General features: G+C 59.9%; 15 protein-coding genes and 1 pseudogene. 15 read left to right on the forward strand and 1 reads right to left on the reverse strand.

Annotated elements, in window-relative coordinates:
- Positions 1-33: 33 nt before the first annotated feature.
- A complete protein-coding gene (locus tag GYH35_RS11190; protein WP_129640730.1) occupies positions 34-930 on the reverse strand; it encodes a competence protein CoiA family protein in 897 nt (298 codons plus the stop codon).
- Positions 931-1,413: 483 nt separating this feature from the next.
- Between GYH35_RS11190 and csrA the strand changes: the two are divergent.
- The 15 genes and pseudogenes from csrA to GYH35_RS11265 form a co-directional block, all read left to right on the forward strand.
- Positions 1,414-1,581: pseudogene (gene csrA, locus GYH35_RS11195) on the forward strand (carbon storage regulator CsrA); the annotation flags it as partial.
- A 255-nt stretch (positions 1,582-1,836) separates the two neighbouring features.
- Positions 1,837-2,109 carry a hypothetical protein gene (locus tag GYH35_RS11200; RefSeq protein ID WP_161810940.1) on the forward strand — a complete coding sequence of 91 codons (273 nt, stop codon included), beginning with the start codon at positions 1,837-1,839 and terminating at the stop codon, positions 2,107-2,109.
- Positions 2,110-2,180: 71 nt separating this feature from the next.
- A complete protein-coding gene (locus GYH35_RS11205) occupies positions 2,181-3,068 on the forward strand; it encodes a hypothetical protein (protein ID WP_161828441.1) in 888 nt (295 codons plus the stop codon).
- A 61-nt stretch (positions 3,069-3,129) separates the two neighbouring features.
- On the forward strand, positions 3,130-3,534 hold the full coding sequence (locus tag GYH35_RS11210; RefSeq protein ID WP_129640722.1) for a hypothetical protein: 405 nt from the start codon (positions 3,130-3,132) through the stop codon (positions 3,532-3,534).
- A 288-nt stretch (positions 3,535-3,822) separates the two neighbouring features.
- Entirely contained in the window at positions 3,823-4,827 is a 1,005-nt protein-coding gene (locus tag GYH35_RS11215; protein WP_129640720.1) for a hypothetical protein, read from the forward strand.
- 7 nt (positions 4,828-4,834) lie between these two features.
- Positions 4,835-6,190: a hypothetical protein gene (locus GYH35_RS11220; protein ID WP_129640718.1), complete on the forward strand. Its 1,356-nt coding sequence runs from the start codon at positions 4,835-4,837 to the stop codon at positions 6,188-6,190.
- 337 nt (positions 6,191-6,527) lie between these two features.
- Positions 6,528-6,836 carry a hypothetical protein gene (locus GYH35_RS11225; protein ID WP_161828442.1) on the forward strand — a complete coding sequence of 103 codons (309 nt, stop codon included), beginning with the start codon at positions 6,528-6,530 and terminating at the stop codon, positions 6,834-6,836.
- A gap of 269 nt (positions 6,837-7,105) precedes the next feature.
- Positions 7,106-7,900, forward strand: a complete 795-nt coding sequence (locus GYH35_RS11230) for a LuxR family transcriptional regulator (protein ID WP_161828443.1) — start codon at positions 7,106-7,108, stop codon at positions 7,898-7,900.
- A 206-nt stretch (positions 7,901-8,106) separates the two neighbouring features.
- A complete protein-coding gene (locus tag GYH35_RS11235; protein WP_161828444.1) occupies positions 8,107-8,721 on the forward strand; it encodes a hypothetical protein in 615 nt (204 codons plus the stop codon).
- A gap of 331 nt (positions 8,722-9,052) precedes the next feature.
- A complete protein-coding gene (locus tag GYH35_RS11240) occupies positions 9,053-9,406 on the forward strand; it encodes a hypothetical protein (protein WP_161828445.1) in 354 nt (117 codons plus the stop codon).
- A gap of 186 nt (positions 9,407-9,592) precedes the next feature.
- Positions 9,593-9,886, forward strand: a complete 294-nt coding sequence (locus GYH35_RS11245; RefSeq protein WP_161828446.1) for a TrbC/VirB2 family protein — start codon at positions 9,593-9,595, stop codon at positions 9,884-9,886.
- A 10-nt stretch (positions 9,887-9,896) separates the two neighbouring features.
- A complete protein-coding gene (locus GYH35_RS11250) occupies positions 9,897-10,286 on the forward strand; it encodes a type IV secretion system protein VirB3 (RefSeq protein WP_161828447.1) in 390 nt (129 codons plus the stop codon).
- Positions 10,283-12,727 (forward strand): VirB4 family type IV secretion/conjugal transfer ATPase, encoded by a 2,445-nt coding sequence (locus GYH35_RS11255; RefSeq protein ID WP_161828448.1) that lies wholly within the window; start codon positions 10,283-10,285, stop codon positions 12,725-12,727. The genes GYH35_RS11250 and GYH35_RS11255 overlap by 4 nt, the downstream gene beginning before the upstream one ends.
- Positions 12,728-12,765: 38 nt before the next feature.
- Positions 12,766-13,479, forward strand: coding sequence for a type IV secretion system protein (locus GYH35_RS11260; protein WP_268894933.1), 714 nt, complete (start codon positions 12,766-12,768; stop codon positions 13,477-13,479).
- A 1-nt stretch (position 13,480) separates the two neighbouring features.
- Complete coding sequence (locus tag GYH35_RS11265) at positions 13,481-13,846, forward strand: EexN family lipoprotein (protein ID WP_161828450.1); 366 nt, start codon at positions 13,481-13,483, stop codon at positions 13,844-13,846.
- Positions 13,847-13,857: the final 11 nt, after the last annotated feature.

Here is a 13,857-nt window from a genome sequence, read left to right on the forward strand (position 1 = left end):
GTTACGGAGGGGGCACTCCTGGCGCTCAACCCGCTATTTCAGTTTTCGCTTGGCGAGTGCTTCTTGAAACATGGCGGAGGTCTCCGACATCGTCGGGAAGCGGCCATGGCGAGCAAAGAACTCCGCAATCAGGTTTGCACTCTCGCGGGTGCCGTCGAAGCTCGACGCCCGGCGCATGCGCTCACCGCGATCCTTCTCTGCCTTAGCGCGCTCGGCTTGCTCTTGTTCAAGGCGATCTCGTGCTTGACGATAGCGCTCGTCAAATCGTCGTTCGCAATCCAACTCACGCGGATGAAAGAGCCATCGTTTGCCGGCCGATCCTTGCAAGATGCGCTTTTCGAGCTCCGCGCGCGTCAATCGTGCGTGCGCTGGTTTCAACGTCAGTTCGAGCGCAGGAAGATTCAGCGCCCGTAGGCGCTTGAGCTTTTCGGCGTCGACGGGGTGACTCACTGTAACTTCAAGCAAGATCGTGCGGGCGGATCCGTCGCGCGCCTGCGTCGCAAATACAACGTCGGGGATGATGCCCTCGAACGTACGAGGCTCGATCAAGACTTGCGACAGCCGGGCACGCCCGCCGGCAACAATCGCCTGTTCAAGATGTATCAGTCGATCTCCAAGGGACTGCTCGCGGCGCCAGGTGTAATCAGGCAGGGCAAGGACGGAAGCGGTGCGCAGAATCTCCTTGGCGAGCAGATGCAGGAGCGTCTCGAGCGCGCCGGTGCATTGATTCTGCTGTGCATGGGCAAAATGATGAACGCGGATGTCACCCTTTCTAGCAATGAGCGGTTCGGCGCAACTGACGCACCGACAACCGCACGCTTTGCCGCGGGGCACGCTATCAATATGCACGAGTTCGTCCGACTCATTGAGGCAGTAGCCAATATATCGGTCATCGTGGGGAAGATCGCGTGGGGTCAGCGTACGGGTCATCCTTCAGTATCCTCTCTGTCTATGATTATCCCTCCTGTTCGCTATCCGCCCTCGCAGCTTGCCAGCCTGATGGCGGATCGCAATGTACAGCGGCGTTGGATGCTGCGGGCAAGCAAGGAACCTTATCCTCTGAAGCGTCTGACTGTTCTCACCCGATGGGCCGAGGGGGCTGCGCTCCTTGCGTTCGGCAGGCCGCGCCTCTTGGTCCGTTCCTCCTCGGTCGATGATAGATGCGCGGTGCGCCTTGCCTCGGATCGCGGGCATTCTAGGCCGTCTTCCTCTCGCCGCGTTCTTGCGTGTCGGGCCACGAACCAGCCCACTTGCGTCCTCAGTGGAGATCAAGCGCCTACCACAAATGAAGCGGATTCAGTCGATGAATTTCCAGCGATGTGGCCAGCGATTTATCTCAGCATGGCAAGCCATCGGTCTACAGTCCTCGCCCGCACGGTCCGGCGTAACGGATCGATTCAGGGACGTTAAACGATGCTCATTTTGACGCGACGGGTTGGCGAGGCCATTCACATCGGCGCCGACATCACCGTGGTCGTGCTCGGCGTGAAAGGCAACCAGGTGCGAATCGGCACCGAGGCACCGGAGGACGTCGCGGTTCACCGCGAAGAAATCTTTGAGCAGGTCCGGCGGGAGACGAACTCGAAGCCAGTCTAGGGGGGCCTGCGGCCGGCACCACGAAGACAGTCGTCGCTTGCAAGCTCCAACACCGCGTTGCTGATCGGCACGGGCCTGCGACCAGCATAGCTTGCCGCCCGCAGGTCCGTGCCGCCCGCAGGGCCATGCCGGCCTGCAAGCATAGAAGGGCGGCTCGACGGCGACGGCGGCACGCGGATAGGTCTGCTGGGGGCGGCCCCAAAAATCGCCGCGCAAGATATAAACATTGGTGGGCTTGCGATGCTCGTTGACCTCGGCCGCGATCGACGCGACCCCGTGTGTGCCGATCGAAATCCAATCGTGGTTGAGCAGCACATCGATCGCGTGCCGGATGCGTGGTCGGGGGATCCCGGTGTAGTGCTCGATGCGATCGTAGGAGAGCAGCACATGCCGCGACTGGTTCGGTCGGAAGGTCACCAGCGCCAGATACAGCTTCAGCGCATTGAGGGCGGCCGCGCCGCGCAGCCCGAGGCCCCGGAAGTGATTCTCGTGGAGCAGATGCGCGCGCGGTAGCTTCGCCCAGCCGGGCAGCTCGAACTGGGACATTCGATCATTACCGCGCAACGCTGCCCATCGCCCTGCACTTGAACACCACCGTCGGCACACCACAATCCGCAGACCGCAGCGTTGAGCTGCCCATCCTGAAGCCGTCGCGAGCGCCGATGAGGTTCGATGCCGTCATCCTTGCGACAGGATTCGGCGAAGAAGCACTGGATGACAATGCTGTGACGAACGACATCTCGTATTGGCTCTCCGGCAATCCGCTGACCTACCGGCGCTCCCCGTTGCGCAAAGGCGGCGTGGAGCGGGTACTGGTTTCTGGCAACGGCGATAGCGCGATCATTGAACTGGCACAATTGCTGATTCGCGACTTCACCCATGAGAACATCTTTAGTTTCCTGCCGAGCAACACGCTCGCGAAAGGCTTGAGTACTCAATACACGAGGGCGATCCAACATCTAACGCATCGCCAAATTGCTCGCCACGAGGGCATCATTCAGTGGTATTGGCGTACGCGTGGCCTCGCAGATCTCACTGCGCGGGCCAACCCGTTCGGATCTGGGCGGCAATCTCAGCCCAGCGGCAAGCTCTACCGTGCCGTCCATCGGCTGCTGAAGAATTTCAATGAGAACGCTGCGGTCGATGAGGCGCTGAGTGCCTCTCTCTCGGCGCTGCAAGCCCAATTCGATGACATGGCCAGCCACGAAATCAAGGCGTGCCTAGACAGTTTCATTCTGTCGAAGATCTTTTCTGAGAAGATTCGGGACGCGTTTAGAACCGACCTCCACGTTACGGTCACGGGACGCTCACCCACCATTTACTCCACCCGGCAAGCGCCATTGAATTGGTTCTTGCTGCGTGTGCTGATGGAGTACGGGTCGATTCAGTATCATCAAACCCATCTCACCCGCAGTCGCCTGGTCAACAACCTCACGCGGTGTCAGTTCGCCGACCCCTTCATTGAAGGGTGATTTCCATCGTGTGATTACACGACATGGACCCGACTACTCGGGGTATGCGAGCGATCCGCAGATGCGGCATCCCGCGCCGCCGCCATCGATTAAGAAATTCCTGCCGCCGCCCAAATTCTTCGAGGGGAAAATCGACCCGAAGCGGTTCAAGACTCGCCGACTTCTTCAGGCGCAACGTCGCCCGCTGCCGTTGGAGGATGTTTCTTATCCGGGATCGTGGGATTCGGCGAGCACCCAATGGGCGCATGCTGACCAGGCGCTCTGGTTTTGCCACGGCGAACGCGAGGCGGGCAAGGCACAGCAACTGTATCGGCGGCTCAAAGAAAGTCGCAGGCCAAACGCTCGAAGGTCAAATCTCAAAGGCTTGCTGGAGCTGGCACATGCCGCTGTTCGTCGGCAAAACCGCCGCCGATCTGTTAAGCAATCCAATCAGGGGTTGCAAGCACATCGCCAAGGGGGGACATGACAGAACGCCAGCCGCGGCCACTAAGGTGAGGTCCACGGCCGGCAAGGGGCAGTTGCCAGCAATCCCGCTCGCGACTCAGGGTAAATGCCGAGCCGTGAGGGAGTCTTAGATCTTGTCTTTCAACTTCGTTGCTCGCCCGTGAAACTGTTTCTGCAAGGTCAACCCTGCGGTTCCATGGGTGCAGGCGCATAATCGGATTCTTAGCGGCTTATACCTCCTTCAGGCACTGCCTTGGGTGCCAATGCTTTGAGGTCCAAAATGGCGGTACGGCGAGCAAGCAAAAGTCGCGTGGATTGGGCTGAGGAAGCGCGACGACGGGAATTAGAAGAATTTCGGAAAGATTGGGACTGGTCCGGCGTGTTCTTGCATTGGAAATCACGCCTGGAGGACTTTGCGATAGATCCGGCGGACCTTTTCGTGCAGGTTTCAGTGCATGATCCGGCGTATCCGACCGGCAGAGAACCGGAGCTTTCGTGGTGGCCGCGGCGCCGAATCCGTGAGCGCCAAGAGTACGTCCAACACCATTTTCTGCGGTGGCCGGGAACGCACGGCCCGATTCATGTCGAGAATCAGCGGAAAGGGGAGCTCGATACCCTTCAGCACATATACGAGTCTAAAGACGATGCCGAGAATGTAGCGGCCATACTCATCGCTGCCTCGCTCTTCGCTCGGCTTAGGAGTAACCGGCGGGACTTCCCTCGTGATCGATGGCCGCCTTTCCGATGTGTCGAGGTGTTGGAACAGATGGCCTATCGGCGGTGGCAAGGTGAGCAGTTTTATGTTCCGTGGGCAGATACCTGCACCGTAGTACTTCCATTTATCAGCCACGATTGGGATTACTCGATAACGACTCTTGACACTCTCATCCGCTACTTAGCGGAAGAGCACGCTGCGGTGTTCAGCCAGTCCTGTCCAGTCATAGTTAGTTTCTCGTCCGAGTGCGATGCATCAGTGGAGAAGAGTTTCAGAGATAAGCAGGAAGCGGAGGCGGAACGATCACGGCAGTGGAAGCTGCAATGGCAAGAGAAGCAAGCGATACAAGAGCAAAAGAGGCTTGATCGGTTAAAAGCGCACCCGCGATGTGAAGAGTGGGACCGATTGTCGCATCAGGAACTCGAGCGGCTAGTTTGGTCGATGCCAACAACAAAGATCGCCGAGCAATTTGGTGTCTCGGATTCTGCGATCGGGAAGCGCTGTAGACAGGTCGGGATCAAGAAACCACCGGCGGGATTTTGGGCTCGTGTCGACGCCGGGAAGGTTCCTCACCCGAACGGAAGTCCTCAGGATTCCTGACCGGGTAATGAAAATGAGCGTGGCATCTTCTGTGCCTGAGAATCGCCAGCCGCGGGAGAAATTCACTGCACTGCTGATTCGCATGTGTGAGCGACTCGATGCCTGCGCAAGCTTCGAGATCCGCGATCGCGACAGGTATCTCCGTTGGGCGATTGAAGCAAACGAACTGGACCCAGCCGCGGCCAGCGAGACGGTTTTCATTACGCGCATGTGGGTGGTAGGCTCGTACGCGCGAGGCATGCTTACGTGCGGAGATCTCGATGTGCTGTTGGAGACCCGAACAGCCACAGGCAAGGAGCCGCGCACTCACCGCGGGCTTGCGCGTCTTGCATTCGGCCACATCCAAAATCTGCACTGGCATCACGGAACACCGGAGACCAACAGCTCAAGGGTAGCGTTCCCGGAGGCTTGCGAGGTTTGGGCGCCAGGGAAGGATTGGCGAGCGGCCATCAGTGCCATTCCGGTCAACCCTCAGGCAGTGCGATTCGAGCGGCCTCGGGACTTGGTTCCGCTTCGTCCCCATCAGCTGTATGCGGGGATTGAGACACAAGAAGATTTGCTGGAGGCATACGACAAAGGTCATATCGCGTGGCGCTTTCTGCCTTACGAAGGTGAAGGCGTCCTTACGGATCTGACATCCCTAGAGGCTCATGTGCTTAACAACTTCGGTTGGGGAGAAAAGACTCGCAAGCTCGTTCCCCATGCATGGGCCTATCTCCGCACGCAGCGCCGCGAGACCGACAAGTTCACCGCTCATGCCGGAGCCGGCCTCACGCTCGCGGGCGTCCACTTTCAGTTTGGCCGCCCATTTGCTCCTTTGCACATGCTTGATGGGATGGACATCTCGCGAGTGGTGCTCGCCCCGCACGTATCCCGGCGCGGCCCTAATGGCATGCTGGAGATCTCACGCGGCCCGAAGCATCCGCTGACCGAAGCCGCCAAAGATCTAAGCGCGTGGGTGCATTTGAACGAGCGGGGCGCGCTCGCCATGATTCAGAGGAGCGTATTCCACTCATGGGGGCCTTATGCCTTTGCTTACGTGCTAGAGCTTTTTTCCAAACAGGAGTTGGCAGATAGATGGATGGAGCAACTCGCCCGAGACGATGAGTTCACGATGCCTTTGGCCACCCATCGGCTTACGGGTGCTGAACTCCTCGATGCAATCTCCCTGGCCGATACGCTGGCGTTTCCTTCGGGCCAAAGCGTCGGAACTTTGCATCTGACGCGCGAGGGCGCGCGCTATCACGATGACGTCAAGGGCGACTTCGGCGCCGCCACCGTCGAGCACCTTATTGAGCGTCTACAAGAGCAGGCGCGCAGATCGCAACGGAAACGTCGTGGCTCGGTCCGTAAACAGATCTGATACACGTCCAGCCGGCGGCCGTGCGTTTGAAAAACTGCATGGACGAAGGCAGGAACCGAGTAGCACTCAGCGGCTGCTGGTGGACTGCTCGCGAAGAAAGGGGGTACACGCAGTTCCTGCGGCCAGGATGCGGGTGCTTTTCCGTTCAAGCGTCAACGCGCTGTCGTAGTCACGGCGCGCCCGCAGGTGCGGCCGAGCGCGCTCCTGTCCCCTCGTTGTGGCGCCAGCATTCAGCGCAGGCCGTCGGGTTCACCCTATGGACTTTCAGTCGTTGTTACGCATGATGTTGCCGTGTGTGCCCCTACGCTCCAGAAGGCGCTATGCACAGGGAGGCGTGATGAGAACTGAGAATCACCAGGATTCGACATCGGAACACGATGGTGTCATCGTGAACTTGCTCCTTGCGGCATTCTGGCTGACATTGAGCGCGATCCGTTGGTGCACTCTAATTATTCTGGCCTTCCTCGAGCCGTTCGTCCGACTGCTGTTATCTGCTATCGCCGTGCTGAGTGTGCTGGCGGGCTTGGTGTATTTGGGTTCGAGTGTGCCGCCTCCGGTTCCCTTCTGGGTCACCCTATGTGTGGCGTTGGGATGTCTGCTACTGATCTCGATCTATCAGGGCGTGCTTCATCTCCTTTCAAGATAGCGTTCGACGAGCCTGGCCCGGTTTCCCTTCACAACCCCCATCGTCCGCCCCGTAAAACCTGCCTGACCGGGGTGCTGTCGACAGCTATCGGCAGCCGTTATTGCCGTTGTTTCGCCCTCGTATGCGTATCTACCACAGGAACGCCCGCGCTTCGACTGTGTCTTAATCGATACGAACCCGGAGTAACAGGTAGGGGCCGGTGGTGGATTGTTGAGCATGAACGAGCGCAACTGGTTCCGCGCCGGGGGAACAAGCCGCGGCTGAATGACATGGACCCGTTCGATTGGACACAGCTTTTCGTCGAGCGCTGCGAACGCTCCGCGCCCACGCAAGCATTAACGGATATCTTCCAGCGCGCATTGGAGCAGATGGGCTTTCGTCACTTTGCCTGCTGTTCCCACGTCGACTTCAATGATCCTCCACCGGGCGCCGTCATACTTCATAACTATCCGCCCGCCTGGGCGGACGTCTATTTGGAACGGAATCTGTTTCGGTACGATCCGGTGCTTCAGCATGCCGAACGTCGCCTTTTGCCGTTTCGGTGGAACACTCCAGAGTTTGTCGCCGCACTCACGGTGCCGCAGAGGCACATTCTTCTGGAGGCGGCGAGCGTCGGCATAGCCGACGGCTACACCGTCCCGATCCACCTACCCTGGACCGCCGGTGCGATCAGAGCCTCCTGCTCGGCGATTCCGGATTCTCATTCCATCGACGAACATTCCTACCGTGCCGTGCAGGTCATGGCGGTCTACCTGTACGCCTCGATGGCGCATCGTCAACCGCCAAGACCCATGGGAGAACGCGGGCTGCAGTCGCGCCCTTTGCTCAGCATGCGCGAGCGCCAATGTCTGGAACTGGTTGCAGAGGGAAAAAGCGATTGGGACATCAGTCAGCTACTCGGCATCAGCGAGAGTACGGTGCACAAGCACGTCGAATCGGCGAAGCGTCGGTTGGGCGTCTCGACGAGAATCCAAGCCGTGGTCTGGGCCGTCCAGCATCGAGAGATCTGCTTTGGCGATGTGGTGCAATCGGCGCGCGACGTGCGAGCAGCGGGCGTGCATTAAGGCGCGTCCATCGGAGCAGCACTCTGTTCAGGTTGATTGTTTTGTCGATGGTTGGCATGTCATCTGGGCAAAAGTTCGATTTGTTCGATTCGAATCATTGATGCAGGGTCAACTAGCCTGATCAGGCCATTGTGTCGGCCGCACACTCTCGGTACTTCTGAGGCAAGCCCTGCGTGCATCGTGAGCGCAGAGGACCGGAGATGGTCATGGAAGCGAACCTCGCAAGGGAATCGATCGACCAGGAGCTACGACGGCGGCAACTCGCCCAGCGCCTGGTTGCCCATCAAGCGCGAACCCGTACCATATTTCGTCTCACCGGATTGTCCCGCCATCAGCTGGCCACGATGAGGCGTCGCTGGCAGGTGACCGCCGAAATGCGTCGGCGCGGCCCGGTCCCGAAGTCCTTCGCTGCGTTTCTCTCCACACAGCGCACGCGTGATGAAGCGGCGGTGATGGCCCTGTGGTGGCGGTTGTTCGCGAGTGTCGGAGCGACGAGCCAACCGAATGGTCGCACCGGTCGCTTAGAAATCGGCGAATGCCTCTGCGATGTATTCGAGGCGCACACCGCTTGCTTTCCTGCGTCTACGCTCGAACTCGATCATCTGGTGCTGCTCTCGAAAAGCGTAGATGAGGCCGCCGCCCTGGCTCTAGGGCGATGCGCGACTTGTGAGGCGGTAATGCTCGCGGATCTGCTTGGGCCCCGACGTCGGCGGTGTTATCGATGCCAACGCGCCGAAGCGGTGTCACCACTGCCGACCACCAGCGATGAGCAAAAGCGCGTGGTTTCGATCGGTGAGGGCGTTCAACAGGAGCTGTTTTAAATCCACCCACGGTGGGTAAAGAACCATGTCAGGAACCGAAGAGAGCTGGCGCATATCTCCATCGCCCAGCGAGTTCACGTGGAAGGGGCAGCAAGCACTCGCGCGCGTTCATGCGTTGAATGAACGGTGCCTGGAGTTGCTGACGCAGAGCGCTCGCGGGGACCAACAGTCTCCCGCGTTCGTGCACCAGTCCCGAGGCCTCTGGCGCGGGTTGAATGCCGCCGCTCGAAAGCGCGCGGCCCAGATGCCATTTATTCTCATGGACGTACACTTCAGGGAGGCGCAATGGTGGCGGGGTGCACAGAGCTCTCGGTCATCTCAGCGCTCACTGTTGACGCCCGAGATGGTATTTAAGGGGAAGCTCGCCGCCGAGCTGATGCGCGAGACGCTCATGCTCGCTTGGAACACCGTGAGCATGGATCGGCGGGTTGCCTGCCTGCTGTTTGGCATGGCTCCCGCCGTCAGCCGCATCATCGCCGATTACGGACCGCAAGACGTCGAGCGCATCGCTGCCCGATATCGCGCGCATCTTCTGCCGCGCTGGCATGACTTTCCCGCGTACTGGAACAATCTCCTCATGGCCGCGCGCGACAACGATGAAGCGGCCCTCGAGGAATCTCGTCTCCACGGGGTGCTCATGATCGGCGGTGCGCTGCTGCCTTTATTGGAGGGCAAGGCGGTATGAGCATCGTCCGAGTCCTCACGTTGAGTCGCGCATGGAAAAATGGTGCGGTGAGTTTCGCCGATAAATCGGCTGAATACCTCGATGTTTGCCTGGAGTATCGGCCGGATTTTCCGCGGAACTCCACTAACACGTTCCTCCGCCGTGATGTTTCCATGGAGTCCCCTCAGAAATCCATGGGACGCGAACGTGAAGCACGTCGATACCGTCCGAGTCAGTGGCGCAGTTGCGCTCACCATGCTGCTACTTCCCCAGTTCGCCGCCGCTCAGCAATCACCTTTCGACACCGGCGCGAATTCGCTGGTGACATTCGCGCTCGCCATCGCGACACCGATTGCAATCCTGGTCGTGATCGGCGCTGCCATTGCCGCGGCGGTGGGACGGATCAGCTGGGGATGGGTGATCGGTTGCATTGTCGGCATCGCGGCGATCTTTGGTTCTCCGCAGATCGTCGCGTGGATTCGCGGGATGTTCGCTGTGTAGGGGCACCCAGATGAGCGAACGAAACTCAGGGCTGACCGCCGATCCGCTATTCGTCGGTGTCACGCGCCCACCGATGCGATGGGGCGTGGCGTACGAAGCGCTGTTGCTGAATCTCGTCGTCACGATGGAGACCTTTGTACTGAGCAAGAACCTGCTCACGCTGCTGATCGCGATTCCGATCCATGGAGTCTGCGCATTGCTATGTGCGCGAGAGGCTCGCCACTTCCATTTAATGCTCCTGTGGGGGCGCACTCGATTGCCGGCGTATCTTGGCACGTTGCGTCTTTGGCAGGCCGCAAGCTACAGCCCCCTCGCACTGGACTTACCCACTCGAAACGGTCGGCGCCGAAATCCGGTCACGGTGCGCGTTGAAATCAGCTCGTCGAGGAAAAACGCATGAGGGCGGTGAATCGACTGGCAGCGAGCCGCCGCGAGCTGAGCGTCGCGCGCCAGATTCCCTATGTGGTACACGTCGCCGAGGGAATCATCAAAACGCAGGCAGGGGATTTCGTCCAGGTGTTTCGTCTGGGCGGCGCCAGTTTTGAGAGCGCGGACGATGAAACGCTGAACAACTGGCATGAACGACTCAACGTCACGTGGCGAAACATCGCCAGTCCCAACGTGGCGTTGTGGACGCACGTGCTCCGACGCCGAGAAAGGGCTGCCGCGAAGTCGGTGAACGCCACGGGGTTCGCCGCCGAGCTGGCACAGAAATACTGCGAGCGGCTCGCCACTGAGACACTCATGGTCAACGACTTGTATCTCGCGCTGATCTATCGACCGGTGTCCGGTCCCACCACTACGGCCGCCTCAAGACTGCTGTCACGAGCGGCAAAAGACAGTGAGCACGCGGTGCTGCGGGATGCGATCGAGGTCTGCGAGAAGCTTGGTCAGGCGGTCGTGGCCTCTCTCGCCCGCTATGAACCAGAGCGATTGGGGATCTATGAGAGGGGCCTGCGCTGCTACTCATCGCTGCTCGAGTTCTTCGGGATCCTCATCAATGGTGAATGGCAGGCGATGCCTGTCCCGCGGGCACCCCTGAACGAGGTGCTCGCGACGACCAGGCCGCTGTTCGGCTCCGAAGTGATTGAGTATCGGCTGCCGACCGAAACCCGATTGGGCGCGGTCCTCGGTATCAAGGAATACCCCACGCCAACTAGCGTCGGCATGTACAACGCCTTGTTGTCGGCGCCGTTCGAGTTCGTGCTGACCCAGTCGTTCTCCTTCCTGACGAAGGGAACGGCCCAAGGACTGCTGCAACGTCAGTACAACCGGATGGCGAATGCAGGAGACTTCGCCGTTAGCCAGGCAGAGGAACTGAAGGACGCTCTCGATGCTCTCACCGCGAACGAGTTCGTCATGGGTGATCATCACCTGACGCTGCAGGTGTTAACGCCACCGAGCGACGCGCGATCAGCGGCGCAAGGCACGCTGCTCAAACGCCTTAACGATGACGTCGCACTCGCCCGCACCATGCTTGCAGACTGCGGCATGACCGTGGCCCGCGAAGATTTGGCACTGGAGGCCGCGTTCTGGGCCCAGTTGCCAGGCTGCTTTTCCCTTCGGCCACGAAAGGCAACCATCACCTCTCGCAACTTTGCCGCGATGGTGCCGTGGCATAACTTTCCGACCGGTCGTGCCATAGGGAATCACTGGGGAGACGCGCTGGCGTTGCTTATCACCAGCGCGCGCTCTCCATACTATTTCAGTCTGCATGCCTCCGATCCTCACGATCCGGACGGCGGTAGTCGTAAAGACACCGGACACACGTTTATCTGCGGCCCGACCGGCTCGGGCAAGACGGTGTTGATCGGATTCCTGATCTCGATGCTGTCAGGACAAGGCGCGACGCAAGTCATCTTCGATAAGGATCAGGGATTGGAGATTCTGGTGCGTGCCCTGGGCGGCGTCTATCTCCCGTTACAGCCTCGCGCACCGACCGGATTCAATCCGCTGCAGCTCGAGCCCACGCCGACCAATGTCGAGTTCCTAGCCGCTTGGCTGCGCATGCTCGCGCGCGGGTCGGCGGCGCTGACGCCGCGCGAACAGACCGACCTGGACCAGGCGCTAAGGGGAACGCTCGCGCTGGACCGATCCGCGAGGCGGCTGTCTCGGCTACTGGAGTTCACGGATCCGACGCGCCCTGAAGGCATTCACGCGCGCCTCGCACGCTGGTGCCACAGCGCCGGCGGCGACCATGCTTGGGTGTTCGACAACGCGGCGGACTCGGTCGTCCCCATGATGACTGGTCACGCGACGGTGGGCTTTGATGTCACGCACTTTCTCACCAATGAACTGATCCGCGGCCCCGTCAATCGGTACCTATTTCATCTGGTCGAGCAGTTGCTTGATGGTCGTCGGCTGGTGTGCTGGGTCGATGAGTTCTCGAATGCGCTCGCGGACCCGGATTTCGAACACTTCGCGGACAACGCACCGAAGACTTGGCGGAAGTTGAACGGCGTACTCTGCGCCGCCACGCAGACCGCAAGCGGTGTGCTGTCGAGCTCGATCGCTCGGACCATCGTAGAGCAGACGGCAACGAAGGTGTTCTTCCCCAATCCCGAGGCTGACGCGCAGGACTACATCGACGGCTTTGGCCTGACCGAACGCGAGTTCAGGTTGCTCAAAGAGCAATTGGAACCCGGGTCACGAATGTTTCTGGTGAAACAGGGACACGACAGTGTCGTGTGCGCACTGGACTTAAAAGGGTTCGACGCGGAGCTGGCGGTGATCTCGGGTCGTCGCAGTTCGGTGGAGGAGCTGCATCGGCTCATGCGCACCGTGGGCCCCGCGCCAAACCAATGGCTTCCACATTTCATGAAAGGATTCGAACGACGCTGACGACGGCTTGCTGATCATACGCCAAAGAGGAATGCGCCATGTCACTAAGGAAATTTTGGTACGTGCTCGCTTCTATCGTGGGTGGATTGGGACTCACGCCAGCGGCGCATGCGCAGTGGGCCGTGGTGGATGTGGGCGCAATTGCTCAACTGATTCAGCAGGTAAATACCATGCGCCAGCAGCTCGAGACCACGCGCGACCAGCTTCAGCAGGCGCGTGAGACGCTGGATTCCATGCGAGGCGGGCGTGGAATGGAACAACTGCTTGCAGGCACAGCACGTAACTACCTGCCCGAGGATTGGCAGCAGCTATCGGCAGTGCTGGATCAATCGAGCGCCGGTTACGGGACGCTGGCCGCGGAGTTGCAGCGTCTCATCAACACGAACGCCATCCTGAATCCCGAACAGGTCCAAAGTCTATCCGCCGGTGAGCGTTCCCAACTGGAAGCGGCGCGGCGATCGGCAGCTTTGTTGCAGGCATTGACCCGAGAGGCACTGTCGACAACGAGTCGCCGCTTTCAGTCGATTCAGCAGCTCATCAATGCGATCTCGCGGGCTGAGGACCAGAAGGCAATTCTGGATCTGCAGGCACGCATTCAAGCCGAGCAGAGCATGCTGCAAAACGAAGGGACAAAGCTGGGCCTCTTGTATCAAACGGCGCAGGCCGAGGAGTGGGCGCGCAAACAGCGCGTTCGCGAGCAGGCCATTAACTCGATTGGATCTCTGCGTGATCTTCCACCATTGGGGCTTTGATATGACCATCAAACAACTGTCGATCTCGCGTTTGACTCGTTGCGCCTCCGTTACGCGTTGGTATTTGGGGGTTGGCGCATCGCTTGTGGCTGCCGCGTGTAGTTCACCCCCGGAGCCGCCGACGCATCAGACGGTGGAGTTCTATCGCGCGAACAAAGAGGCGCGGCAGGCGAAGGTCGCCGAATGCGCTAACGATCCAGGTGCGCTAGGCAAGACACCTGATTGCATCAACGCGAAGCAAGCGGCAGCGATCGAAGGGCTGGGATCCCTTCGAGATATGAAGCCGCTTGGCCCGCCAAAGGAGCGAGGGCGCTCAGAAGACGATGCTGGCTTCCAGGCAGGAGATGCGCCGCGCGAGCCAAGATAGGCGGAGGGTGT

It is taken from the genome of Steroidobacter agaridevorans (genome assembly GCF_009932555.1).
Lineage (GTDB): Bacteria > Pseudomonadota > Gammaproteobacteria > Steroidobacterales > Steroidobacteraceae > Steroidobacter > Steroidobacter agaridevorans.